22 protein-coding genes are annotated in these 23,888 nt (G+C 61.8%); 18 read left to right on the top strand and 4 right to left on the bottom strand.

Features of this window, described 5'->3' with window-relative positions:
• Positions 1-94: 94 nt before the first annotated feature.
• Together DW037_RS05910 and DW037_RS05905 are read right to left on the bottom strand one after the other, a co-directional pair.
• Positions 95-1,027, bottom strand: a complete 933-nt coding sequence (locus DW037_RS05910) for a type I phosphomannose isomerase catalytic subunit (protein ID WP_370448160.1) — start codon at positions 1,025-1,027, stop codon at positions 95-97.
• A 75-nt stretch (positions 1,028-1,102) separates the two neighbouring features.
• Entirely contained in the window at positions 1,103-1,822 is a 720-nt protein-coding gene (locus DW037_RS05905; protein WP_117757642.1) for a GntR family transcriptional regulator, read from the bottom strand.
• Between the two features lie 340 nt (positions 1,823-2,162).
• On the opposite strand from DW037_RS05905, the gene DW037_RS05900 reads away from it, so the two are divergent.
• The 3 genes from DW037_RS05900 (at position 2,163) to nhaA (ending at position 5,832) form a co-directional block, all read left to right on the top strand.
• Positions 2,163-3,116 (top strand): ROK family protein, encoded by a 954-nt coding sequence (locus tag DW037_RS05900; protein ID WP_233542279.1) that lies wholly within the window; start codon positions 2,163-2,165, stop codon positions 3,114-3,116.
• Positions 3,117-3,282: 166 nt separating this feature from the next.
• The gene (locus tag DW037_RS05895) at positions 3,283-4,206 is read left to right on the top strand and encodes a manganese-dependent inorganic pyrophosphatase (protein WP_118266944.1); all 924 of its coding nucleotides are present in this window, start codon (positions 3,283-3,285) and stop codon (positions 4,204-4,206) included.
• A gap of 267 nt (positions 4,207-4,473) precedes the next feature.
• Entirely contained in the window at positions 4,474-5,832 is a 1,359-nt protein-coding gene (gene nhaA / locus DW037_RS05890; RefSeq protein ID WP_118372977.1) for a Na+/H+ antiporter NhaA, read from the top strand.
• Positions 5,833-5,918: 86 nt separating this feature from the next.
• Here the strand turns inward: nhaA and DW037_RS05885 are convergent, their stop codons facing one another.
• The gene (locus tag DW037_RS05885; protein ID WP_118372976.1) at positions 5,919-6,173 is read right to left on the bottom strand and encodes a hypothetical protein; all 255 of its coding nucleotides are present in this window, start codon (positions 6,171-6,173) and stop codon (positions 5,919-5,921) included.
• A 150-nt stretch (positions 6,174-6,323) separates the two neighbouring features.
• Here DW037_RS05885 and DW037_RS05880 point away from each other — a divergent pair, with 150 nt between their 5' ends.
• The 7 genes from DW037_RS05880 to DW037_RS05850 all read left to right on the top strand — a co-directional run bounded on the left by DW037_RS05880 (position 6,324) and on the right by DW037_RS05850 (position 13,277).
• Entirely contained in the window at positions 6,324-7,628 is a 1,305-nt protein-coding gene (locus tag DW037_RS05880) for an aminotransferase class I/II-fold pyridoxal phosphate-dependent enzyme (protein WP_118372975.1), read from the top strand.
• A gap of 66 nt (positions 7,629-7,694) precedes the next feature.
• A complete protein-coding gene (locus DW037_RS05875) occupies positions 7,695-8,009 on the top strand; it encodes an STAS domain-containing protein (protein ID WP_035137695.1) in 315 nt (104 codons plus the stop codon).
• Between the two features lie 153 nt (positions 8,010-8,162).
• Positions 8,163-8,735: a twin-arginine translocase TatA/TatE family subunit gene (locus DW037_RS05870; protein WP_158571948.1), complete on the top strand. Its 573-nt coding sequence runs from the start codon at positions 8,163-8,165 to the stop codon at positions 8,733-8,735.
• Positions 8,735-9,526 (top strand): twin-arginine translocase subunit TatC, encoded by a 792-nt coding sequence (gene tatC / locus DW037_RS05865; protein ID WP_055285525.1) that lies wholly within the window; start codon positions 8,735-8,737, stop codon positions 9,524-9,526. Before DW037_RS05870 ends, tatC begins: the two co-directional genes overlap by 1 nt.
• Before the next feature lie 6 nt (positions 9,527-9,532).
• Positions 9,533-9,889, top strand: coding sequence for a hydrogenase maturation nickel metallochaperone HypA (gene hypA / locus DW037_RS05860; protein WP_117640381.1), 357 nt, complete (start codon positions 9,533-9,535; stop codon positions 9,887-9,889).
• A gap of 55 nt (positions 9,890-9,944) precedes the next feature.
• Positions 9,945-10,628: a hydrogenase nickel incorporation protein HypB gene (gene hypB, locus DW037_RS05855; RefSeq protein ID WP_117583579.1), complete on the top strand. Its 684-nt coding sequence runs from the start codon at positions 9,945-9,947 to the stop codon at positions 10,626-10,628.
• 54 nt (positions 10,629-10,682) lie between these two features.
• The gene (locus DW037_RS05850) at positions 10,683-13,277 is read left to right on the top strand and encodes a DNA topoisomerase I (protein WP_118372973.1); all 2,595 of its coding nucleotides are present in this window, start codon (positions 10,683-10,685) and stop codon (positions 13,275-13,277) included.
• Between the two features lie 142 nt (positions 13,278-13,419).
• On the opposite strand, the gene DW037_RS05845 is transcribed toward DW037_RS05850, so the two are convergent.
• On the bottom strand, positions 13,420-14,403 hold the full coding sequence (locus DW037_RS05845; protein ID WP_118372972.1) for a zinc ribbon domain-containing protein: 984 nt from the start codon (positions 14,401-14,403) through the stop codon (positions 13,420-13,422).
• A gap of 219 nt (positions 14,404-14,622) precedes the next feature.
• On the opposite strand from DW037_RS05845, the gene tmk reads away from it, so the two are divergent.
• The 8 genes from tmk (at position 14,623) to DW037_RS05805 (ending at position 23,838) form a co-directional block, all read left to right on the top strand.
• Entirely contained in the window at positions 14,623-15,306 is a 684-nt protein-coding gene (gene tmk / locus DW037_RS05840) for a dTMP kinase (protein ID WP_117799792.1), read from the top strand.
• Position 15,307: 1 nt separating this feature from the next.
• Positions 15,308-16,435 carry an ATP-binding protein gene (locus tag DW037_RS05835; RefSeq protein ID WP_118372971.1) on the top strand — a complete coding sequence of 376 codons (1,128 nt, stop codon included), beginning with the start codon at positions 15,308-15,310 and terminating at the stop codon, positions 16,433-16,435.
• Positions 16,426-18,117 carry a regulatory iron-sulfur-containing complex subunit RicT gene (locus DW037_RS05830; RefSeq protein WP_118372970.1) on the top strand — a complete coding sequence of 564 codons (1,692 nt, stop codon included), beginning with the start codon at positions 16,426-16,428 and terminating at the stop codon, positions 18,115-18,117. Before DW037_RS05835 ends, DW037_RS05830 begins: the two co-directional genes overlap by 10 nt.
• Positions 18,118-18,218: 101 nt before the next feature.
• Positions 18,219-19,025 carry a ComF family protein gene (locus tag DW037_RS05825; RefSeq protein WP_117716279.1) on the top strand — a complete coding sequence of 269 codons (807 nt, stop codon included), beginning with the start codon at positions 18,219-18,221 and terminating at the stop codon, positions 19,023-19,025.
• A gap of 10 nt (positions 19,026-19,035) precedes the next feature.
• A complete protein-coding gene (locus DW037_RS05820) occupies positions 19,036-20,145 on the top strand; it encodes a hypothetical protein (protein ID WP_117716280.1) in 1,110 nt (369 codons plus the stop codon).
• Positions 20,146-20,877: 732 nt separating this feature from the next.
• Positions 20,878-21,903: an ABC transporter substrate-binding protein gene (locus DW037_RS05815; protein WP_233503126.1), complete on the top strand. Its 1,026-nt coding sequence runs from the start codon at positions 20,878-20,880 to the stop codon at positions 21,901-21,903.
• A 317-nt stretch (positions 21,904-22,220) separates the two neighbouring features.
• On the top strand, positions 22,221-22,805 hold the full coding sequence (gene hpf, locus DW037_RS05810; RefSeq protein WP_035137685.1) for a ribosome hibernation-promoting factor, HPF/YfiA family: 585 nt from the start codon (positions 22,221-22,223) through the stop codon (positions 22,803-22,805).
• A 79-nt stretch (positions 22,806-22,884) separates the two neighbouring features.
• The gene (locus DW037_RS05805) at positions 22,885-23,838 is read left to right on the top strand and encodes a DegV family protein (protein ID WP_118372969.1); all 954 of its coding nucleotides are present in this window, start codon (positions 22,885-22,887) and stop codon (positions 23,836-23,838) included.
• Positions 23,839-23,888 lie beyond the last annotated feature (50 nt).

Here is a 23,888-nt window from a genome sequence, read left to right as displayed (position 1 = left end):
AGAGCACTTAATGTGCTCTCCGTGCGAGCAGGACTGTCCGAGCAGGCGACCAAACCCCGCGCCCCGTCCCGGCGAGCGCTTGGGGACCGGTGACCTACAGGTGGCTGATAATCAGTTCCATATTGCCCTCGAGCTCGATCTTGTCCACGGTGCTCGGGGCCAGCAAGTGGCTTCCCTTGTGGACGGGGTCGCCGCAGACGGTGCCTTCGCCGTCGATGACCGACAGACACATGAAGGGCCAGCGCTGGTCGAGGGTCTTGCTGCCGTCGACACGCACGCGATCGACGGTGTAGCAGGAGTTAGACTCGAGCATGGTCACGCCGTCGACCTCGGGCGCGGTCACCGTGCCGTCGGTCGGAGCTTGAGCATCAAAGTCGATGCAGTCGAGGCTCTGCTCAATGTGCAGGGGACGCAGTTTGCCGTCGGTGCCGGGACGGTCGTAGTCGTACAGGCGATACGTCACGTCGCTCGACTGCTGCGTCTCCAAAATGAGCGTGCCGGTCTTGATGGCGTGGACGGTACCGGAATCAATCTGGAAAAAGTCGCCCTTGTGAATCGGCAGCACGTTGAGCATGTCGTCCCAGCGGCCGTCCTCGATCATACGCGCGGCCTCGGCGCGGTCGTGCGCGCGCTGTCCGACGATGATCGTGGCGCCGGGCTCGCAGTCCAGTACATACCAGCACTCGGTTTTGCCCAGGCTGCCGTTCTCGTGCTCGGCGGCGTACTCGTCATTGGGATGGATCTGGATCGAAAGGTCGTCCTTGGCGTCTAGAATCTTAATGAGCAGCGGGAACTCCTTGCCCTCGCAGTTGCCAAAGAGCTCGCGGTGCTCGGCCCACAGCCATGACAGCGTGTGACCGGCGTACGGGCCCTCAGCGATCTGGCAGTCGCCGTTGGGGTGTGCCGAGATGGCCCAGCACTCACCGATGGGACCCTCGGGAATGTCATAACCAAATACGGTTTCGAGCTGGCGGCCGCCCCAGATCTTCTCGTGAAAGATCGGCGTCAGTTTAATCAAATCGGACATGTTCATACCCCCATGGTGTTGCGCGGCCGCCCACTCTAAACGAGCCGTAACGAGCGCCCGCATGACTACAAAAACCTATGCCAACGTTACGTTGTGCAGCTCAAAGCGGTCACCAACGTTGCGCGAGATCGAATGCTCAAAGGCGGTGCCGCTATCCAAAAAGCCAATCTGGTTGAGCTCGAGCAGGGGAGAGCCGGGTTTGGTGTCCAGGCGCTCAGCCTCTTCCTCGGTTGCCGCTACGGCGCGAATGGTGCGGTGGAAGCTCGAAATCTTCAGCCCGCATTGCTTGCGGATGAAGCTGTAGACCGATCCATACAGGTCTTTCTTTTTAAGGCCCGGAATCAGCTCGAGGGGCATGTAGGTGTACTCGATAACGATGGGCTTCTCGTCGACCTGGCGCACGCGCACGATGTGATAGGCAAAGTCGTCCTCGGCAATTCCCAGCTGGGCAGCGACGTCTGCTGGCGGATTGACAATCGAGAAATCGTAGACCACCGAGGTCACCTTCTCCCCGCGGTGCTCATACGAAAAGCCCTGGGAGCGATTGTTCTTGCCCTGGAAAAACGCCTGGCCGGGAAGCCCCGCCGTGTCCTTAACGTAGGTGCCCGATCCGCGCCGGCTGGTAACAAGACCTTCATCGGTAATCTGCTCAATAGCTCGTTTGACGGTGATTTTGGAAACGCTATAGAGCTCGCAGAACTCAACGACGGTGGGCAGCTTGTCGCCCGGCTTTAGAGCGCCGTCCTCGATGCTTCGACGGATATCTGCAGCTATTGCCTCGTATTTGGGAATCATGGAACCTCCTTTCCGGCTTGATTGAGTACAAACGAAAGTATAGTCCACGCCTAAGCATCCCTATTGCGTTTTTGAAAAGTTCGAGAAAGATATAATCAAAAAACGCTTTTCTATATCAACTAGAGCGCTCTAAATGAATATGCATTCGAATAATGTGGTATTGAGCAAATTGATCGGCTCGAAGATGGGGTTGGGCCGTTTTGCCGCCCAGCGAACCAAATCTCATGCCTTGCGTTTTCCCAGATAAAACCTGCCAAAACAAACCTGTCCCTTTTTGACAGGTTTTTGCCTGGGGAGCGGTACCATACAGGCAATGTTTAAACGAGAAAGGTGGGCTCCCATGGAACCTAAGCAGTACTACATCGGCATCGACGTTGGCGGCACTTCGGTTAAGGAGGGCCTGTTCGACGAGGACGGCAACCTGCTTGCCAAGGCCAGCGTGCCCACGCCTCCCATCGTTGACGCTGCGGGCTTTGCCGCGGTGACCGAGGCTATTGACCAGGTGGTCGCCAAGGCGCAGATTCCGCGCGCCTTTGTGGCGGGCATTGGCCTGGCCGTTCCGTGTCCCATCCCGGCTTCGGGCGACGCCAAGGTTAAGGCCAACATTGCCATTAACCTGCCCGAGCTGAGGATCGCCATTCAGGAGCACTGCCCCGACGCGGTCGTTAAGTACGAAAACGATGCCAACGCCGCTGCCATGGGCGAGACCTGGCTCGGCTCTGCCAAGGGCGTGCAGAACGTCGTGATGGTCACCATCGGTACCGGCGTGGGCGGCGGCGTTATCGTCAACGGCGATGTGGTGTCGGGCGTCGTGGGCGCCGGCGGCGAGATCGGCCACATGTGCCTGAATCCTGCCGAGGAGCGCACCTGCGGCTGCGGCGGCCATGGCCACCTGGAACAGTATTCCAGCGCCACCGGCGTGGTGAGCAACTACCTTGCCGAGTGCGAGAAGGCGGGCGTCGAGCCCATCGAGCTCACCGGCCCCTCCGATTCCAAGGACGTGTTCCAGGCCTGCCGCGAGGGTGACAAGCTCGCGCTGGCCGCGGTCGATACCATGGCCGATTATCTCGGTCGCGCTCTGGCGCTTATCGCCAACGTGGTCGACCCCGAGATGTTCCTGATCGGCGGCGGCGCATCCGCCTCGGCCGATGTCTACCTCGACAAGGCCCGCGAGCACTTTAAGCAGTACGCGCTTTCTGCCTCGCGCGAGACGCCCATTAAGGTCGCCTCGCTCGGCAACGACGCCGGCATCATCGGTGCCGCCTACGTAGCCCTGCGCGCCGCCGGCAAATAGCTAGTGCAAGGAGGCCAGGTTACTTTGCACCAACATGGTGCGAAAGGGATAGACTTTGCTCCAACGCCTGCTCCAAATTGTGCCGCGGCCCTTCCGTGCCCAAGGGTTCGGCGTCAGCGTGCTACCATAGCTACGTCCAAGTACACATATCAAGTGGAGGATATCCATGGCAAACGTTCTTGTCTTTGGTCACCAGAACCCCGATAACGACGCCATCATGAGCGCCGTCGTCCTGTCCCAGCTGCTCAACCAGGTTGAGTATGCCGGCAACACCTACGAGGCCTGCGCCCTTGGTCAGCTTCCGGCCGAGTCCGCCAAGCTGCTTGCCGACGCCGGCATTGCCGAGCCCCGCGTGATCGAGTCCGTCGAGGCCGGCCAGCTCGTCGTCCTCACCGACCACAACGAGTCCGCCCAGTCTGTCGCCGGCCTTAAGGACGCCACGGTCTTTGGCGTTGTCGATCATCACCGCATCGGCGACTTCGAGACCGCCGGCCCGCTGCACTACATCTGCCTGCCCTGGGGCTCCAGCTGCACCATCGTCACCAAGCTCGCCGGCGTGCTCGGCGTTGAGCTTTCCGACGTCCAGGCTAAGCTGCTGCTCTCGGCCATGATGACCGACACGCTCATGCTCAAGAGCCCCACCACCACCGATGTCGACCGCGCCGTCGCCGCCAAGCTCGGCGAGCAGGTGGGCGTCGACCCGGTCAAGTTTGGCATGGAAGTCTTCCTCACCCGCCCGTCCGGCTCCTTCACCGCAGCCGAGATGGTCGGCAACGACATCAAGATGTTCGAGCCCGCCGGCAAGAAGCTGCTCATCGGCCAGTACGAGACTGTCGACAAGACCCGCGCACTCGGCATGATCGACGAGATTCGCAAGGCCATGCGCGCCTACGCCGCCGAGAAAGGTGCCGACGGCATCGTCCTGTGCATCACTGACATCATGGAGGAGGGCTCGCAGGTCCTGCTCGAGGGCGAGACCGAGGCCGCTCAGAAGGGCCTGGGCATTGCCGACGAGCACGACGGCGTCTGGATGCCGGGCGTCCTCTCCCGTAAGAAGCAGGTCGCTGCCCCCATCATGGCCGCCTGCTAGGTTTAGTTGACCAAACGCCACGACCGGACCGCGGACGCCCCGCGCTCCGGTCGTTTTTTGTGCACGGCGCCGCGTCGTCTCTTGGACAGGTATGCCCGTGCCGTTGAACAAATAATGTTCAACCTGTGGTTCCGCTTTTCGGCCACGCCTGCGTGCTTGTCGTGCAGGGTAGGCTAGATGCAAGCGTAATACGTTAGAGCGCGGCGCCGCCACTTGGGCGGGCCGTGCTTTTTTAAGACGGGAGCTTTCCCGTGAAAGGAGCCGCCCATGGCAGCAACTGAGCAGCTGTTCAACGTTCGTGAGCGCAAGCGCTTTGAACGTCACGACATCTGGGAGCGCATCGCCGAGAACGGCACGATTTCCGCCGCCGTCATGGTCTTCGCCGCCATCGCCGCCGTCATTTGCGCCAATACCGATGCCTACGAGGCCGTCCATCACTTTTTGGAGACCCCGCTGTATGTGGGTCTGGGAAACCTTACGGCCGGTCTCACCGTTGAGCTTTTCGTCAACGACTTCCTCATGGCGATTTTCTTTTTGTTGGTGGGCATTGAGCTTAAGTACGAGATGACGGTCGGCGAGCTCAAGAATCCGCGTCAGGCCATGCTTCCCATGCTGGCGGCCGTGGGCGGCGTTGTCGTTCCCGCCTGCATCTACCTGATCTTTAACCATGCCGGCGCCCGCAACGGTTGGGCCATCCCCATGGCAACCGATATTGCCTTTGCGCTGGGCGTGCTGTCGCTTTTGGGCAATCGCGTGCCCAACGGCGTGCGCGTGTTCTTCTCGACGCTCGCTATCGCCGACGACCTCATCTCCATCGCCGCCATCGCCATCTTCTACGGTCAGAGCCCCAATCCGTTTTGGTTGGGCGCCGCCGCGCTTGTGACCTGCGCGCTCGTGTGGCTCAACAAGACGCAGCACTACCGCCTTGCCCCGTATTCGGTACTGGGTCTGCTGTTGTGGTTTTGCATGTTCAAGAGCGGCGTGCACGCTACGCTTGCTGGCGTCATCTTGGCCTTTACCATCCCGGCCAAGTGCGGTGTCAAGCTCGATAGCCTCACCGATTGGCTGGGCGAGTGCCTGCCGCTGCTCGATGATCGCTACGACGACGAGGCGCACATCCTGGGCCAGCATGACTTTACCGTCTCGACCACCAAGGTCGAGCGCGTCATGCACCGCGTAACCCCGCCGCTCATCCGCATGGAGCGTCTGATCTCCACGCCGGTCAACTTCGTGATCCTGCCGATCTTTGCGTTCGTGAACGCGCAGGTTCGCCTGGTGGGCGTGGACATGAGCACGCTGCTCACCGACCCGGTGACGCTCGGCGTGTACTTTGGCATGCTGCTGGGCAAGCCGATCGGTATCTTTGGCATGACGTTTGCCCTGGTTAAACTCAAGATTTCCGAGTTGCCGCATAATGTCAACTGGCACATGATCGCCGGTGTGGGCATTTTGGGCGGTATCGGCTTTACCATGTCGATCCTCATCAGCGGCCTCGCCTTCCCGACGGCCCAGTTTGAGGTCTTGGCCGCAAAGGCCGCCATTCTTGCCGGCTCTGTCACCGCGGCCGTGCTGGGCATGATCTACATGAGTGTGATCTGCAAGCACCCCGCGCCCAAGGACGAGTAAAAGCACATACAAGTTTAAAAACGCCGCCTGTGAACACCATCACAGGCGGCGTTTTAATCATTGGGGACGTTCTTAAACGACTAGGGCTATTCCACGGTGCCGTAGACGGCGCCCCAGCCGTGGGCAGCCAAGGCGGAGTTGAGCTGGTCGCACAGCGACCGGCGATCGTAGCAGCCGGGCGGCAAAAGGTTCACGATTTCCATGAGGTCGGGTGCCAAGTCGACGATTTCGGCCTGCACGATTAGGTCAAGCCGGTCGATGGCGTGGCGGTCGTAAAACAGTCCGTCGACCAGGCGCTGCAAGTCGCCGAATTCCTCGGCCTGAAACGATCCGTACTCCATAGTGCCTCCTTGGGCGCCCCACGCCGGCATGCGCGGCGATTCGTAATTGATTGCGATGAACTTAATCTATCACGGCTTCATAACGTTGCGACGATGGCGGTCTATACTTAGACGAACTGCAACGTACCGCTTCGCGAAAGGTCGCACCCCATGCAGACGATCTACCAGAAGATGGAAACCACCGAACTCGATGCCGCCATCGAGGCGCTCAAAGCCGAGGTCGCCGAGGTCAAGGCCAAGGGCCTGGCGCTCGACATGGCCCGCGGCAAGCCGTCGCCCTCCCAGGTGGACATCTCTCGACCCATGCTCGATATCCTCAATGTCGATGCCGATCTGCACGACGGCAACGTCGACTGTTCCAACTACGGCTGCTTTGAGGGCATTCCCTCGGCACGTAAGCTGGCAGGGGAGTTCCTGGGCTGCCCCGCCGAGCAGACGCTCGTGCTGGGCTCGTCGAGCCTGCTGATCGAGCACGACATCGCTGGCATGTTCTGGCGCTGCGGCTCGTGCGGCAGCGAGCCCTGGGATGCCTACGAGGCCGCGCACGACGGCAAGAAGGTCAAGTTCCTGTGTCCGGTTCCCGGTTACGATCGCCACTTTGGAATTACCGCTGACCTGGGTATCGAGAACGTCCCCGTCGCGATGACCGACAACGGCCCCGATATGGACGAGATCGAGCGCCTCGTTGCCGCCGACGATTCCATCAAGGGCATCTGGTGCGTGCCCAAGTATTCCAACCCCACGGGTATCACCTTTAGCGAGGACACTGTGCGCCGCTTGGTCGAGATGCCCACGGCCGCGCCCGATTTCCGCATCTTCTGGGACAACGCCTACTGCGTGCACGACCTGTACGATGAGACCGACGAGCTCGCCAACATCTTCGATCTTGCCCGCACGGCGGGCACCGAGGACCGCGTGGTGGCATTCGCCTCGACGTCCAAGATCACTTTCCCGGGTGCCGGTATCGGCTTTATCGGTGCGAGCCCCGCGGTTATCGCGGAGTTCTCCAAGCGCCTGAAGGCCGGCCTCATCAGCGCCGATAAGCTCAACCAACTGCGCCACGTGCGTTTCCTTCCCACCATCGAGGCGGTCAAGGAGCACATGAAAAAGCATGCCGAGTTCTTGCGCCCGCGCTTTGAGGCCGTTGAGCGCAAGCTCACCGAGGGCCTGGGCGAGACGGGCTGCGCTACCTGGACGCATCCTCGCGGCGGCTACTTTGTAAGCTTCGATGGTCCCGAGGGCTCGGCTCAAAAGGTCGCCGCGCTTTGTGCCGACCTGGGCGTCAAGCTCACGCCGGCCGGTGCTACCTGGCCCTATGGCAAGGACCCGCGCGACACCAACATCCGCATCGCGCCGAGCTATCCCACGGTCGAGGACCTGGAGGCCGCGCTCGATGTGCTGGTGCTGGCCGTTAAGCTCGTCGCTGCCGAGCTTGCGCGTGCCGAGCGCGCCTAACGCGTAGGGCCCCGCAAGTCCGCGCCTAGTACTATCCGCACTTTCGATACGTAAAGGAGCGTATACATGGATTTGGGTATTTCCACAAACCCCACGCCAGAGCTCTACACCATTAAGGTGACCGGTGAGATCGATATCTCTAACGCCGATAGCCTGCGCAATGCCATCGACCTGGCACTCGAGCAGCCCACCGAGGCCGTTGAGCTCGATTTTGCCCAGGTGAGCTACATCGATTCGACGGGCATTGGCGTGCTCGTGGGCGCCGCGCACCATGCGGTTGACCACGGCAAGCGCTTTAGCTGCACCAATGTACAGCCCCCGGTGATGCGCGTGGTTCAGCTGTTGGGTGTCGACCAGGAGATTTCGATCACCGCTGCATAATCTTTGCCCCCAAAAGGGCGTGCCGTTTGGCATATGTTTGTGATGCGCTCGGACGTTTTGGCGTCCGGGCGCTATACTTGACCGAATGAATAGACGAGTTCCGGCCGAATGGCGCGGTGCGGGCTCGACTCACATCGAGCCTTGGAGGTATGTGTGTTTGGTATTGGAGAGGGTGAGCTCGCGATCATCGTGGTCTTCGGCTTTTTGCTGTTTGGCCCGGATAAGCTCCCGCAGATGGGCCGCACGATCGGCCGTGCCATCCGTCAGTTCCGCGAGACGCAGGAAAAGATGACGGCCGTTGTTCAGTCCGAGATTATCGATCCGGTGAGCGAGGCCGCGTCGGCCCCGGTCAAGCCCAAGAAGACTGCTGCGACCGACGACGATTCCGATGCGGACGAGGATGCCGCCGAGACGGCAGCGCCCGCCAAGAAGGAGACCTTTGCCGAGCGTCGCGCCCGTCTTGCTGCCGAGAAGGCCGCAAGCGAGGGTGCTGCTGAGGGCGAAGGCGCTGTTGATGAGGCCGAGGGTACAGAGCCTGCCGCTGCTGCTGCCGTCGAGCCCGAGCCTGCTGCAGAGCCGGAGCCCGAGCCGGCAGAGCCCACGACGGCTGACCTCTACGCCCGTCGTCCCCGCAAGCGCAAGGCTGTCGTCGACCAGCTCGCCCGCGAGCTCGAGGCCGAGGACGAAGCCGCTGCCGCCGACGCCCCGAAGGGAGGCGATGAGTAATGCCTATCGGACCTGCGCGAATGCCGCTCTTCGATCACCTGGGAGAGCTCCGTCGCCGCTTGACCATCGTGGTCGTATCGGTGTTTGCCGCCGCTATCGTGCTGTATTTCGCCACACCCGTGGTGCTCGACATCCTGGAAGACCCCATCCGTTCCTTTGTGCCGGACGGTAAGTTTTACATCACCACCACGCTCGGCGGCTTTGGCCTGCGCTTCTCGCTGGCCATCAAGATGGCCGTGGTCATGTGCACGCCCATGATCATCTGGCAGATCCTGGCGTTTTTCCTGCCGGCACTGCGCCCCAACGAGCGCAAGTGGGTCGTGCCCACGGTGCTCGCCTCGACGGTGCTGTTCTTCCTGGGTGCCATCTTCTGCTACTTCATCATTATCCCGGCAGGCTTTGAGTGGCTCATCGGCGAGACCTCGGCCGTCGCTACGGCGCTGCCCGATCTGGAGAACTACGTCAACATGGAGCTGCTCTTTATGATCGGCTTTGGTGTGGCGTTTGAGCTGCCGCTCATCATCTTCTACCTGTCCGTTTTCCACATCGTGTCCTATGCGGCCTTCCGCAGCGCCTGGCGCTACGTGTACGTAGGCCTGCTCGTGGGTTCGGCTGTGATTACGCCCGACGGCTCGCCCGTTACGCTGGGTCTCATGTATGGCGCCCTGCTCTCGCTCTACGAGATTTCGCTCGCCATCGCTCGCGTGGTCATTACCGCGCGCGAGGGCAAGGAGGGCCTGTTCGTGAGCCGTCTGGACCTGTTCTCGGACGACGAGGACGACGAGGAGTAAATCGGTATGCACGAGGTTGGCATTGTCAACGGCATACTCGATACAGTGATTCGCGCGGCGCGTGGGGCGGGGGCCTCGCGCGCCGTTTTGGTAACGCTGCGTATCGGGGATATGACCGAAGTTGTGCGCGAGGCGCTCGACTTTGCGTGGGAGACGTTTCGCGACGATGACCCGCTCACGCGCGGCTGCGAGCTTGCCGTGGAGGAGGTCCATCCACAAAGCGAGTGTCTGGACTGCGGCGAGGTTTTCGACCACGATCGCTTCCACTGTCGCTGTCCCCAGTGTGGTGGTGCCAACGTGCGCCTACTGCACGGCCGCGAGCTCGATATCGCAAGTATCGAAATCGAAACCCCCGACGATTAGCCCGCCAGCCACCTGGGAACGGGGTATAAAGGGGCCAAAGTAAGGAGTGCCGAGTATGGCTGAGAAAACGATTGATATCGCGTCGCCGATCCTGTCGCGCAACGAGCGCCTGGCAGATCAGCTGCGTCAGCGATTTAATGAGGCAGGCACCTATGTGATCAATGTGCTGTCGAGCCCCGGTTCGGGCAAGACCACCACGATTCTGGGCACCAACGAGCGCCTGCGTGACAAAGCCGGCCTGCGCTGTGCCGTCATCGAGGGCGATATCGCCTCGGATGTCGACGCCATCACCATGAAGGAAGCCGGCATGCCCGCCATCCAGATCAACACGGGTGGCCTGTGCCACCTCGAGGGCAACATGATCATGGAGGCTGTCGACGCCTTCGACCAGGCCGTCGGTCTGGAAAACATCGACGTCATCTTTATCGAAAATGTGGGCAACCTGGTCTGCCCGGTCGACTTTGACCTGGGCGAGAACCTGTCCATTATGATCCTCTCGGTGCCCGAGGGCGACGACAAGCCTATCAAGTATCCGGGTATCTTCCAGCACGCCGGCGCGCAGTTGCTCAACAAGGTCGACGTGGCTCCGGCTTTCGATTTTGACATGGATAGGTATACTAAGACACTCGATGACCTCAATCCGCAGGCGCCGCGGTTTGCCGTGAGCGCGCGCAAGGGCGAGGGCATGGATGCCTGGTGCGATTGGCTCATCGGGCAGATTGAGCAAGCAAGGGCGTAAGTCGGCCGCCATACGGGCGGGCGTAGCCGCAGAGATACGAGATAGGAGCCTCTTTTGAAGCTCATCATCGCCGAGAAAAACGACGCCGCGCGTCAGATCGCTGAGCGGCTGTCCACGGGTAAGCCCAAAAAGGACAAGGTGTACAACACCGCCATCTACCGTTTTGAGTGGAAGGGCGAGGAGTGCGTGACCATCGGCCTTGCCGGCCACATCCTGGCGCCCGATTTTTGCGACAGCGTGCTGTTCGATAAAAAGCTGGGCTGGTATTCGGTTACCGAGGACGGCGAGATGCTGCCGGCCGACATGCCCGATGGCCTGGCTCGTCCGCCCTACGACACCAAGCGCAAGCCGTTTCTTGCCGACGGTATCTCCATCAAGGGTTGGAAGCTTGAGAGCCTGCCTTATCTCACCTGGGCGCCCGTCATTAAGCTGCCGGCCGAGAAAGAGCTCATTCGCTCGCTCAAGAACCTCGCCAAAAAGTCCGACAGCGTCATCATCGCCACGGACTTCGATCGCGAGGGCGAGCTGATCGGTTCGGACGCTCTCAACAAGGTGCGCGAGGTTGCGCCCGACTTGCCGGTTGCCCGCGCCCAGTATTCTTCGTTTACCAAGGCCGAGATCACGCAGGCCTTCGATAACCTTGTCTCGCTCGACCAGAACCTGGCCGACGCCGGCGAGAGCCGTCAGCACATCGACCTCATTTGGGGTGCGGTGCTCACGCGCTACCTGACGCTCGCCAAGTTTGGCGGCTTTGGTAACGTGCGCTCTGCCGGCCGCGTGCAGACGCCGACACTCGCCCTGGTGGTCGAGCGCGAGCGCGAGCGCATGGCGTTTGTGCCCGAGGACTATTGGCAGATTCGCGGCATGGGTGCCGCTCAGGGTGCTGCCGAGGACGACCGCTTTAAGATCGCGCACAAGACGGCGCGTTTTACCGACAAAGATGCTGCTGAGACGGCGTATGGTCACGTCGACGGCGCCAAGACGGCAACCGTTGCCGCGGTGACCAAGCGTTCGCGTAAGCAGCAGCCGCCCACGCCGTTTGCGACGACCTCGCTGCAGGCTGCCGCCGCGGCCGAGGGCATCTCGCCTGCACGTACCATGCGCATCGCCGAGTCCCTCTACATGGCGGGCCTCATCAGCTATCCGCGTGTCGACAACACCGTGTACCCTGCGACGCTCGATCTGGGCGCCGTGGTGAGCGACCTGGCAAAGATCAACCCGGCGCTGGCGCCCGTGTGCAAAAAGGTACTCGCCGGCCCCATGAAGCCCACGCGCGGCAAAGTCGAGACCACCGACCACCCGCCCATCTACCCCACGGGCGAAGGCGATCCGTCCACGCTCGATGGCGGCCAGCGCAAGCTCTACGACCTCATCGCCCGCCGCTTCCTGGCGACGCTCATGGGTCCCGCGACTATCGAGAACACCAAGCTCGAGCTCGATGTGAACGGTGAGCCGTTCGTGGCTTCGGGCGATGTGCTCGTGACCCCGGGTTTCCGCGAGGCGTACCCGTACGGACTCAAGCGCGACGAGCAGATGCCTCCGCTGGAGCAGGGCGACACGGTCGACGTGTTCGACATTAAGCTCGAGGCCAAGCAGACCGAGCCGCCCGCGCGCTACAGCCAGGGCAAGCTCGTGCAGGAGATGGAAAAGCGCGGCCTGGGCACCAAGTCCACGCGCGCGAGCATCATCGAGCGCCTGTACGCCGTGCGCTACCTCAAAAACGATCCCGTGGAGCCGAGCCAGCTGGGCATCGCCATCATCGACGCGCTGACGCAGTTTGCCCCGCGCATCACGAGCCCCGATATGACCAGCGAGCTCGACGGCGACATGACCCGTGTGGAGCGCGGCGAGGACACCGAAGAGCATGTCGTGACGCACTCGCGCGCGCTGCTGGCCGGCGTGCTCGACGAGCTGCTCAAGCACACGCAGGAGCTGGGCGACGCCATCAGCGACGCCGTCACGGCCGATGCGCGCGTGGGCGCCTGCCCCAAGTGCGGCAAGGACCTGGTTATGAAGACGAGCGCCAAGACCCGCGGCAGCTTTATCGGCTGCATGGGCTGGCCCGACTGCGACGTGACCTATCCGGTGCCGAGCGGCGTCAAGGTGAGCCCGCTCGAGGGCGAGGCCGCCGTATGCCCCGAATGCGGTGCGCCGCGCATTAAGTGTCAGCCGTTCCGCCAGAAGGCTTTCGAGATCTGCGTGAACCCGACGTGCCCCACCAACTACGAGCCCGATCTTAAGGTGGGCGAGTGCAAGGTGTGTGCCGAGGCCGGACGCCATGGCGACCTGATCGCGCACAAGAGCGAGAAGAGCGGCAAGCGCTTTATCCGCTGCACCAACTACGATGACTGCGGCGTGAGCTATCCGCTGCCGGCGCGTGGCAAGCTCGAGGCGACGGGCGAGACCTGTCCCGAGTGCGGCGCCCCCATCGTGGTGGTCAACACGGCGCGCGGTCCGTGGCGTATCTGCGTCAACATGGACTGCCCGACCAAGGAGAAGAAGCCCGCCCGCGGTCGCAAGACCACAACCAAGGCGAGCACGGCAAAGAAGACGACGGCGGCCAAGAAGACGACGGCTAAGAAAGCCACTGCCGCCAAGAAGACGACCGCGAAGAAGTCGACTGCCAAGAAAACAGCCGCCGACAAGTAACGGCGCAGTCGAAACATTGCCCAAAAAAACGAGCGAGGACCCCGCGATCCTCGCTCGTTTTTTTGACCGGCAGTTAGGGATGTTCTTTTTCTGCCGGCAGTTTAGGAATGTCCCTAACTGCCGGCTCGGGAACGACAAAGCGCTAGTTCACCTCGACAGGCTTGGCGCCGGGATAGCGCTCCTCAAAGTCTAGGCGGTACTTATTGTCATTGGTGCCCGCCACGTTGTCGCGCGACAGCGGCGCCACGATCTCATTCTTGTGGTCCGCAGGCTTGGCGTATTTCAGGCTGATCTCCCAGGCATCACAGATTGCGTCAATGCGGTGATCCAGGTCGTCGTACAGGGCGATGATGTCCTTCCAGGAGCTGTAGTTCTTGGAGCTCGTCGGGACGTCCAGGTCCTCGACGATGTCGTAATACTGCTCGATGGTGTCCTCCGTGCGCTCGGCGACGTCGGCGAGATTTTGACGGGTGGTTCGATCCTCTTCCAGATAGTTGCCGTTGAAGTTCTGCGCGCAGCCACGGACCTGGCTGTCGAGATCTTCGAGCAGGTCGTAGTATTCGCTCAGTCGGCGGTAGAGGTTCTGCTCAGAGAGCGTTGCTTCGCCGCCATCCTCGTCGTCATCATCGTCATCGTCGTAAAGGCTATTGGGATCGCCGAGAGGCTCAAGGTCATCATCGTCAACATCGTGGTGCAGCTTGGTAACCTCGGCGGTCGTCTGCGTACCGGCGTTGTCGAAAGGCTTGATCACAAAGAAAATGACCAGGGCGATGATGATCGCCACCAGCACAACGATAACGGCGATAAGCGGCCCGGTGCCGCTCTTTTTGGAAGCGGGGGTCTGTGGCGAAGCGGGCGCGTATGCGGGAGCCGGCTGCTGTTGGGGCGAGCCGCTCGCGACGGGTATGCGCTGCGTGGTCTCGACGGCCTCGGTCCTTGCGGCGGGGTCGGGGCTATAGGCGAGGGGGTCGTCCGCCTTGGCTTGCGGCGCATCAAGGGAGCCGGTCAGCTCAAAAGCGGGCTGGCTATCGCTCGCGGCTGTTTGCTCAACGGGTGCACCGCACGAGGTGCAGAACTTGGCATCATCTGCAAGACGCTTGCCGCACGAGGCGCAATACCGAGACATTGCCACTCCTTTCGCCACATTTCAATGCAATACGACGATTATACCCAGCGTACAAAAAAGCCGGCAGTTGGGGACGTTCCTTTTCTGCCGGCAGTTTAGGAACGTCCCCAACTGCCGCCCCAAACGACTAGGTCGGATTTGGGGTGCACCGGACGCTGGGGTATCATGGCTTGGTTGATATATCTGCATTTACGCGCCTTGTAGGAAGGGGCTGCGCCCATGGCTTTTGAGCCCGCTCAACATAGCTTCATTACGCTCGAGGGCGTCGATGGCGCCGGCAAGTCCACGCAGGCGCGCCTGCTTGCCCGCGCGCTCGAACTCGCTGGCTATCAGGTTGTGAGCCTGCGCGAGCCGGGCGGCACTGCCATCAGCGAAAAGATTCGCGCCCTGCTGCTCGACCCTGCCAACACGACGATGGGCGATACCTGCGAGCTGTTGCTCTACGAGGCTGCGCGTGCCCAGCTGGTGCACGAGGTCATCGCGCCCGCCCTCGCTGCCGGCAAGGTGGTCCTGTGCGATCGCTTCTACGATTCCACGACCTGCTACCAGGCATTTGCCGATGGGCTCGACCGCCAGATGGTGCGCGACGCCAACAACCTGGCCGTCGCGGGAACGCACCCGGCGCTCACACTCGTCTACCACATCACGCCCGAGCAGGCGGCGCTGCGCATGGCAGCCCGTGGCGCGGCAGATCGCATGGAGGCTAAGGGCATGGCATTCCAGGAGCGTGTCTACGAGGGGTTTTGCGCAATTGCTGCCGAGGAGCCAGACCGCGTAAAGCTCATCGACGCCACTACGACCGTCGAGGAAGTCTTCGAGAAGACGGTCGAGCAGGTTCGCGCGTACGGTCTCGACATTCCGCAGGAAGCCGTCGCCGCCGCGCTTGCCAAGGAGGCCGAGTAACATGGCCCCTGCTCAGGCAAGCCTGCTGACCAAGCTCGACACCCAAGAGCGCGTGCGTGACTTTTTGACCAATGCCGTCGCTAGCGGTCGCGCATCGCACGCCTACCTGTTTTTGGGCGCTCCCGGCGCGGGCAAGCTCGACGCCGCGTGGGCGCTCGCCCAAGCCTTCCTGTGCGAGCAGGACGGCTGCGGCGCATGCGACAGTTGCGTGCGCGTCTCTCGGCATACGCATCCCGACGTGCACTATTACACGCCCGAGAGCGCCACGGGCTACCTTATTGCCCAGACCCGCGAGCTGCTCGATGACGTGCCGCTGGCACCCATTCGCGCCAAGGCCAAGGTCTACATCATCGACCGTGCCGAGCAACTGCGCGCCAACACCGCCAACGCACTGCTCAAGACACTCGAGGAGCCGCCCGAGGGCGTTATGTTCATCTTGCTGGGCACCTCGGCAGACGTGATGCTGCCCACAATCGTGAGCCGCTGCCAGTGCGTGCCGTTTCGGCTGGTGTCGCCCGCCGTCGCCGCGCAGGCCGTGAGCCGCGCCACCGGTCAGGACCCTGCGCGTTGCCGCATGGCGGTCGCCGTGGCGGGAAGTCCCACACGCGGCATCGAGTTTCTTAAGAGCGCCGAGCGCCAGGACGCCCGCCGTCAGATGGTCCGTGCCATCGACTCACTCATTGCCGCCGACGAGGCCGACGTGCTCAGTCGCGCCAAGTCGCTCATCGTCGCCGTCAAGGCGCCGCTCGCCGAGGTCAAGTCCACGCAGGAAAAGGTACTCGAGCAAAATGCCGACTACCTGTCGCGTGGAGCATTGAAGCAGCTTGAGGACCGCAACAAGCGCGAACTCAACGCGCGCGAGCGTTCGGGTATCATGGAAGCGCTGGCGAGCGCGCGGACGCTCATGCGCGACGTGCTGCTGACACTTCAGGACGAGGCGGCCGACGTGGTGAACGAGGACGTGCGTGACACGATCGGTCGGCTTGCCGCTGCGACCAATGTTGCGGGTGCCACCCAGGCGCTCGAGGCGGTCGCGACCGCCGAGCGCAACATCGCCAGAAACGTTACTCCCCAGCTGGCCATCGAGGTCATGCTGTTCGATATCAGGAAGGCACTGAAATGCCGTTAGTCGTACCCGTTAAGTTTACCTACGCCTCGCGCGACCTGTGGTTTGACCCGCAGGACCTGGATATCCTCGAGGCCGATTATGCCATTTGCTCCACCGAGCGCGGAACCGAGATCGGCTTGGTCACGGCCGATCCCTTCGAGGTGCCGCAAGACGAGATCGGTCAGCCGCTCAAGCCCGTGCTGCGCGTGGCGAGCGACATCGACCTGCAGCTTGCCGACGACCTGGCCATCCAGGGCGACGAGGCCATGGTCGACTTCCGCCGCCTGGTCAAGGAGCTCGACCTCGAGATGAAACCGGTGGGCGTCGAGTACCTGTTTGGCGGCGAGAAGGCCGTGTTCTACTTTGCGGCCGAGGAGCGCGTCGATTTTCGCCAGCTCGTCAAGGATCTGTCCTCGACGCTGCACATTCGCGTCGACATGCGCCAGATCGGCGTGCGCGACGAGACTCGCCTGGTGGGCGGCTATGCCCAGTGCGGCCAGGAGCTCTGTTGCACGCGCTTTGGCGGACAGTTTGAGCCCGTCTCGATCCGCATGGCAAAAGAGCAGGACCTGCCGCTCAATTCCTCCAAGATCAGCGGCGTTTGCGGCCGCCTGATGTGCTGCCTGCGCTATGAGTTCGAAGCGTACAAGGACTTTAAGAGCCGTGCGCCCAAAAAGAAGACGCTCATCGATACGCCGCTCGGCAAGGCGCGTATTCAGGAATATGACACGCCGCGTGAGCAGCTGGTGCTGCGCCTGGAGAACGGCAAGGTCTTTAAGGTCAACCTGGCCGATATGACCTGCTCGGAGGGCTGCAAAAAGAAGGCCGCCGAGCAGGGCTGCAACTGCCGCCCCGACTGCGTGACGCGCGACGTGCTCGAGCGCATCGAGTCGCCCGAGATGCGCCTGGCGCTCATGGAGCTCGATCGCGAGAACGGCGTCGACGTGGGCGATGGCCTGTCGAGTGCCGATCGTCTGGCCGGCACGTCGATGCCCAAGCGCCGTCGCCGCGATGCCGAATCCGATGCTCGCGCTGCTCAGGGCCAGGGCGAGGGTCGTGGCCGCGGAAAGGGCCGCGGCAAGGCCGAGGCGCCCGAGGCCGAGGAGGCAGCCGGTGGTCGCCGCCGCAAGCGCGCAGCGTCCGTCGACAATGGCGAGGCCGCGGGCAAGAACGCTTCCCGTGAGCGCGAGGCTCAGCAGCCCCAGCAGCAAAACCGCGGCGGTGGCATGAACCCCACGCGCCGTCGTCGCCGTCACCTGTCGAGCGAGGAGCGCGAGGACGCCTTCCGCGCCGCAGCTGCTCGCGAGGCCGGTGCCGCTCCCAAGGGCGTCTCGGCCTCCGATGCGCCTGCCGACAAGGCTGGCAAGCCGCGTGGCGAGGAGGAGCGCGCGCCACGTCCGCGCCGTCGCCATTCCTCGGGCACGCAGCAGAAGCCCTCGGTTCCTTCCGTGGCCGATCAGGTTTCGGATGGCGAAATCAAGGTCACGCGCCGTCGCCCCGGCGATGGCGGGGGAGCTGCCGCCAAGGCTTCGCGCGGCGGCTCTCGCGACGAGCGCGAACCGCGTGAGGATCGCGATGGCGAAGGCTCGACCGACCAGGGTCAAAAGCGCCGCCGTCGCCGTCGTTCCCGCAAGCCGCGCCAGGACGGTGGCGAAGGCTCGACCCACACCTCGTCCGCACCGAAACCGCCTGCCGGCGAATAGTGCCCGTAAGCGGATGTAACCCGCCTGACCCCAGTGCCTCTGGGTATCATGGCTCTACACCGACAACCCTCCCTTCGTCTTCGCGTAGGGAGGGTTGTGTCATGAAGAGACATCTGAACGTATTGACTCGTTTGCAGGACGCAGGTGTCCTACCGTTTGCGGACGAATTGCTACCGCTTGCCGAGCGCGCGACATACGAGGCGCTCGAGGCGTTGTCGCCCACGCGATGCGCCGGCTGCGAGCGTTTCGGTGCGCTGATTTGCCAGGATTGCCTGGCCTCATTCGCGCTCATCGATCCGTGCCATAGCTGCATCCGATGTGGCGCCCCGTTTGGGGATTTGCTGTGCACCGAGTGTTCGGTCGAGGGCACGTCTTCGGCAATGGCCGAGGCGCTCGATCGCTGCCTGGCGTGTGCCGTCTACGCACATCCGCTGCCGCGCATCATCAAGGCGTACAAGGATGCGGGCGAGCGCCGCCTGGCACCGTATCTGGCGGAGCTACTCTACGACACCGCCCTGCATGCCCAGGTGGCAGCCCCCGATCGCTACGGCGGCGTGCTGTCCGGTGTCGACGCGGTGGTATTTGTGCCCGCGACTGCGGCGGCGTTTCGGCGGCGTGGTTTTGATCATATGGAGGCTATTGCGCGCCCATTTTGCGAGCTGTCGGGTGTTCCCCTGCTCGATGCTCTCGTCAAGTACGGGCATGGCGACCAGCGCGAACTCGGTCGTGAGGAGCGCCGCGAGCGTGCCCAAGGCATGTACGAGACGGTTGAGGATGTGCGGGGCAAGTGCCTGCTGCTTATCGACGACGTTATCACCACGGGTGCGACGATGGCCGCGGCTTCGGCGGAACTCAAGCGCGCCGGCGCCGCGGCAGTCGATGGTCTCGCTATCGCACGCGTTTGGTAGGGGTGGTTTTGTGGCAGTGAAGATAGCGCGACGCATCGAGCCGACAAGCGAGCAACTGGCGGCCTCCGTAATCCTGACTGGCGCCTCGGCGCTGCGCATGATGCGCGCCGAGCGCCGACAAATGGGCTACATCAGTTGGAGGGACCTTGAGCCCGAGGGGGAGCGCCGCGTGCTGTGTACGTCATCGCCTTCGACCGGGGATATCTATCTTTCCGACCTGGTACGAATTGGAGCCAAAAGTGGCGAGGTGCAGGAAGATCTGTGCTTGTTGGTGGGATCTGCGGCGCAGCGCCGCCGCATGCCTGGCGTAGGCTGGTCCGTGTGTTCCGGGTTGCCCGCCGGCTCGATTCTAGAGGTGGAACCGGGGGTGTACAGCCTATCTCCCGAGGCCCTTTGTGTTGCCGTTGCGCGTGAGGTCGGCTGCATCCAGGCGTTTGCCCTGGCCCAGGAGCTGTGCTCTAAGATTTCACTGAGCGACCGCGGGAAGTATCTGCCTCCCTACACCTCGCCTGTTACGAATAAACTTGCAAAGGACAAGGACCAGCCAGCAGACGTGGGCTACTTTGAAGTCGAGCCGGTGCTGATGCCCGATCGTCTGGCAGATTACCTTGCGGCATGCAAGGGGAATGTGGCCAAACAGCTGCTGCGTCTGTGTCCCTATCTTTCGGAAAACCTGCTCTCGCCCATGGAGTGCATCATGCTCGCTCTGTTTTCGCTTCCGTTTTCCTATGGCGGGTTTGCCTGCGGACCTTTTAAGACCGACTACAAGATCGAGTTCGATGACCGTGCGCAGGCAATCTCGGGGATGCCCCATGCAGTTTGCGATGCATATCAGGAGGCAGCCCGGTTTGACCTGGAATACAACGGTGAGCTGGGCCATTCCTCTCGGAGGGGACGTATCCATGATGAAAAGCGCAACACGGGCTTGATTACTATGGGAATCGAGGTCGCGACGGTCAACAACGAAATGCTCTGTGACGTGGAAGCGATGGAAGCGCTCGCATGGCGCATGCACCAGCGTATGCGAAAGCGGTACCGGAATCGTGTCGATGCCCGCAGGAAGAAGCAAGAGGCGTTGCTTAACACGCTGCGGGCGTGTTTTGGGCTTAAGCCGGTCTAATTCACGTCGAAAATAGGGGGTTAATCATATGCCCTGGCCAAAATATGGCAAATATGAGTACTGTCACTAAATCAGTAACAGCAAAATCAAGGAATTTAGGACTCGGAGGCGTCATAAAGTAAGAAGATAATAAACAAATGTAGAATAACTAAGCATCAGGTTGGCGACACTGAGCGCAAAATCTGTCCGAGAGGCTAAAACTGCCTGTTACTAAATTGGTGACAGTACTCATATTTGCCATTTTTTGGCCACAGCACCCTAGGAAGGGTGCCCCGGAGCTCCCCATAGGGGAGCTCCGGGCTTCACAGGGGCACGAATAGCCCACTCCGACCTGCGAAATCTGTACTCGCGATGCGAATGACGCCCCTAACCTTAAACTTTAGCTTGAACTTAGCTATAATGCGCTACGTTCCTACCAGGCTGTGGTTGCGGACGGACGAAATGCCCGTCCTAGTCCAAGACAGACGCGGTCAAAGGGATCCACGTAAGCGACCGCGTGCGCGCGGCGCGATCATGGCGCGTCCTAGATGTAAGCCGCACCGTCCGTTCTACTTTCTTTGGGGCAATACCGCCTCGCGGGCGAGCGGGCCAGTCGTGAGGGTGGCTGCGGCCTCCCGAGCAAACACCCCGGTGCGCAAGTGTGGGGTCAAATACCAGGTCAGCTGGTGGGAACAACCCGATATTCCGCGCAACGCACGGATCGTATACGACACAGAAGGCAGGGTAGTGGACATGGTGAGGGGCAGCTTGATGCACGCGGCTCGGTTAGGTGCTGGGACCGCAGCGGTCATTGCCGTTTTGGGCCTGAGCGGATGCGCGTTCAACCCGCTGTCTACGTTCACGACTCCCACGATCGACCAGATCGAGTACGAGACCGTCACGCCGGCGGTGTCGGACGATGCCCTGGTCACTCCCGGAACCCTGACGGTCGCCCTCGATACTTCCGATGCGCCGCAGGCAATGCAGGGCGCCGACGGCGAGCTTACGGGGTATGCAGTCGATGCTGCCCGCGCCCTCGCAAGCCGCATGGGCCTTAAGGTCGCCTTTGTCGATGCGTCCTCGGCAGGTTCCGCGCTCGGCGACAAAAAGGCTGATATCTTTATCGGCGAGATCAACTCCACGGACGGGGACGTTAGCTCGCTCGGCACCTGCCTGTACGATGCCGCTTCCGTGTTCGGTAAAACCAGCGATGGTGGGTCGCTAAGCGTTTCCACCGATACCCTTAACACGTCTACTCTGGGTGTCCAGATGTCCTCGGCCTCGCAGGAGGCGCTTGCTAAGCAGAGCATCACCGCCAACCAAAAGACCTACTCCAACATCAACGAGTGCTTTGAGGCGCTCGAGTCTGGCGAGGTCGACTATGTGATCTGCGACTCCACAGCCGGCGGCTATCTTGCACGCCTGATGAGCGAGGTCTCCTATGTCGGTGCGCTCGAGGCGCCCTCGACGCTTGGTGTTGCGGGCCTCTCGTCCAATGACGAACTGTGCCGTGCCGTGAGTGATGCCCTCGACGACATCACGGTCGACGGCACGCTCGAGGCGGTTCACTGCGTCTGGTACGGCCAGATTCCCTACGACCTCACCACTAAGACGGTTTCGGGCGCTAACGTGCAGCCGGGCGACTCTGAGTCCAGTGAGACCACGTCCTCCGGCAGCGAGTCCTCCGATTCCAACAATGAGACCGCATCCTCCGAGGACAAATCGTCCAGCCAGGAAGGCACCATCACTGACGACGACATTAACAAACTTAATAGCTAGTTATTGCTAGGGGTGGTGTCTCCTATACGTTGGAAAGGACACCTCTTCACGGTTTCAACACGCACTGCCGGGTTTCCCCAATAGGGGAGCCCGGCTTTTTTATCCCTATAAAACCAGCAGGTCAAAGCCAATTTTCGGGACCAAATACAAAGTCGCCGACGCCCTCCCATAGCGCACTTTGCCACAGAAAAGTGCGAGACTTCGGTATGCGGTATTAAGCAATCGTTATTCGGGTCTTTAGGAATCCGCGTGATTAAATGCACGGCAATGGGTACATAGCCAGTACAGTAAGTCCCCGAGGCAGATTGGAGCCACGTATGGATATCAAGGTTTCTGGACGCAAGACGACGGTAACCGATGCTCTGCGTGCGCATGTGGATGAGAAGATCGGCGAGGCGCTCAAGGTTTTCGATATCGAGCCCATGACGGTCGACGTCGTGCTTCGTTATGAGAAGAACCCCTCGAACCCCAACCCGGCAATCGTCGAGGTCACGGTTCGTGCCCGCGGCTCTGTGATTCGCGTTGCCGAGCACGGCGCAGATATGTATGCCGCCATCGACCTCTCCGCCGATAAGGTTACCCGCCAGCTGCGCAAGTTCAAGACTAAGGTCGTGGACAACCGCCAGGGTGGTGCCAGCGCCGCGGATGTCGCACCGGTCGAGCGCGTCGAGGATCTGGCCGACCTGCTGCTGCCCGAGGAGGAAGACGACCTGCTCGTCCGCGAGAAGGTTATCGACGTCACTCCGATGACTGAGGAGCAGGCGCTGGTGCAGACCGATCTGCTCGGTCACGACTTCTACGTGTTCGAGAACGCGACGACCGGCCTTATCAATGTGGTGTATCACCGTAAGAATGGTGGATATGGCATCATCAAGCCCCGCATCGAAACACTTGACGAGTAAAATACGTTAACTTGCATGAGTTAACGGCTGGCGGCCATCCCATGCGGGTGGCCGCTTTTTTACGTAAGGAGTCGCTTTGATGGACAAGGCCGCATCCGCCGGTCATTCGGACCGTTGCCGCATCGTCGTCGATACCTGCTGCGACTTTAGCCCCGAGGTCGCCGCGAACCTCGATGTCGATATCCTGGGTTTCCCCTTCATTATCGATGGCGAAGAGCGCACGGACGACATCTGGTCGAGCATCACACCCAAGGGGTTCTACGACCGTATGCGCGCCGGTGCCCGCGTGTCCACCTCGGCTGTGTCGCTCGGTCGCTATATCGAGTTCTTTACCGAGTGCGCCAAAGAGGGTACGCCTACGGTCTACCTGTGCTTTACCTCGGCGCTGTCGTCGAGCTACAACTCCGCGTGCCAGGCGGCGGACGCCGTGCGCGCCGAGTATCCCAACTTTGAGCTGTACGTGGTCGACAACGCTCTGCCCTGTGCGACCGGCGAGCTCTTGGCGCTTGAGGCCGTGCGCCAGCGTTCGGTGGGACTGACCGCCAAGCAGCTGGTCGACTGGGCAAACGAGGCCAAGACCTATGTCCACGGTTACTTTACGCTCGAGAGCTTTGACGCGCTGGCTGCCGGCGGCCGCATTCCGCCCGCGGCGGCACAGCTCACGGCAAAGCTCGACGTCAAACCCGAGCTGTCCTACGACCTGGCCGGCTCGCTGTCGCTGATCGGCGTCAACCGCGGTCGCAAGAAGGCGCTCAAGTCCATCCTCAAGTCGTTCCGCGAGAACTATGTGCCCGATCGCACCATGCCCATCGCCATTATGACGGCCGATGCCGAGAAGGACGGCGACTGGCTCGAAGCCGCCATCCGCAAGGAGGAGGGTTGCGCCGACGTCACGATCATTCGCAGCTCCGTCGGTCCTACCATCGGCTCGCACGTGGGCCCCGGCATGGTGGCCTGCGCGTTTTGGGGTAAGAACCGCGCCGACAAGGCGTCGCTTTCCGACCGCATCGCCCGCCGCGTGCGCGGCCAGTAGGCAAGCGCTGCGTCCGTAATCGCCCTCGACTCACAGCCCAACGCTGGCAC

The organism is Collinsella sp. AF39-11AT (assembly GCF_003474585.1).
In the GTDB taxonomy this organism is placed as follows: Bacteria; Actinomycetota; Coriobacteriia; order Coriobacteriales; family Coriobacteriaceae; genus Collinsella.
The sequence above is the reverse complement of the archived record's forward strand: the minus strand, read 5'-3'. Positions and strand labels throughout refer to the sequence as shown.

Coding starts and splice junctions, on each gene's coding strand:
- DW037_RS05910 (WP_370448160.1), bottom strand. CDS start 1,027: ATGTCCGATTTGATTAAACTGACGCCGATCTTTCACGAGAAGATCTGG.
- DW037_RS05905 (WP_117757642.1), bottom strand. CDS start 1,822: ATGATTCCCAAATACGAGGCAATAGCTGCAGATATCCGTCGAAGCATC.
- DW037_RS05900 (WP_233542279.1), top strand. CDS start 2,163: ATGGAACCTAAGCAGTACTACATCGGCATCGACGTTGGCGGCACTTCG.
- DW037_RS05895 (WP_118266944.1), top strand. CDS start 3,283: ATGGCAAACGTTCTTGTCTTTGGTCACCAGAACCCCGATAACGACGCC.
- nhaA (WP_118372977.1), top strand. CDS start 4,474: ATGGCAGCAACTGAGCAGCTGTTCAACGTTCGTGAGCGCAAGCGCTTT.
- DW037_RS05885 (WP_118372976.1), bottom strand. CDS start 6,173: ATGGAGTACGGATCGTTTCAGGCCGAGGAATTCGGCGACTTGCAGCGC.
- DW037_RS05880 (WP_118372975.1), top strand. CDS start 6,324: ATGCAGACGATCTACCAGAAGATGGAAACCACCGAACTCGATGCCGCC.
- DW037_RS05875 (WP_035137695.1), top strand. CDS start 7,695: ATGGATTTGGGTATTTCCACAAACCCCACGCCAGAGCTCTACACCATT.
- tatC (WP_055285525.1), top strand. CDS start 8,735: ATGCCTATCGGACCTGCGCGAATGCCGCTCTTCGATCACCTGGGAGAG.
- hypA (WP_117640381.1), top strand. CDS start 9,533: ATGCACGAGGTTGGCATTGTCAACGGCATACTCGATACAGTGATTCGC.
- hypB (WP_117583579.1), top strand. CDS start 9,945: ATGGCTGAGAAAACGATTGATATCGCGTCGCCGATCCTGTCGCGCAAC.
- DW037_RS05845 (WP_118372972.1), bottom strand. CDS start 14,403: ATGTCTCGGTATTGCGCCTCGTGCGGCAAGCGTCTTGCAGATGATGCC.
- tmk (WP_117799792.1), top strand. CDS start 14,623: ATGGCTTTTGAGCCCGCTCAACATAGCTTCATTACGCTCGAGGGCGTC.
- DW037_RS05835 (WP_118372971.1), top strand. CDS start 15,308: ATGGCCCCTGCTCAGGCAAGCCTGCTGACCAAGCTCGACACCCAAGAG.
- DW037_RS05830 (WP_118372970.1), top strand. CDS start 16,426: ATGCCGTTAGTCGTACCCGTTAAGTTTACCTACGCCTCGCGCGACCTG.
- DW037_RS05825 (WP_117716279.1), top strand. CDS start 18,219: ATGAAGAGACATCTGAACGTATTGACTCGTTTGCAGGACGCAGGTGTC.
- DW037_RS05815 (WP_233503126.1), top strand. CDS start 20,878: ATGGTGAGGGGCAGCTTGATGCACGCGGCTCGGTTAGGTGCTGGGACC.
- hpf (WP_035137685.1), top strand. CDS start 22,221: ATGGATATCAAGGTTTCTGGACGCAAGACGACGGTAACCGATGCTCTG.
- DW037_RS05805 (WP_118372969.1), top strand. CDS start 22,885: ATGGACAAGGCCGCATCCGCCGGTCATTCGGACCGTTGCCGCATCGTC.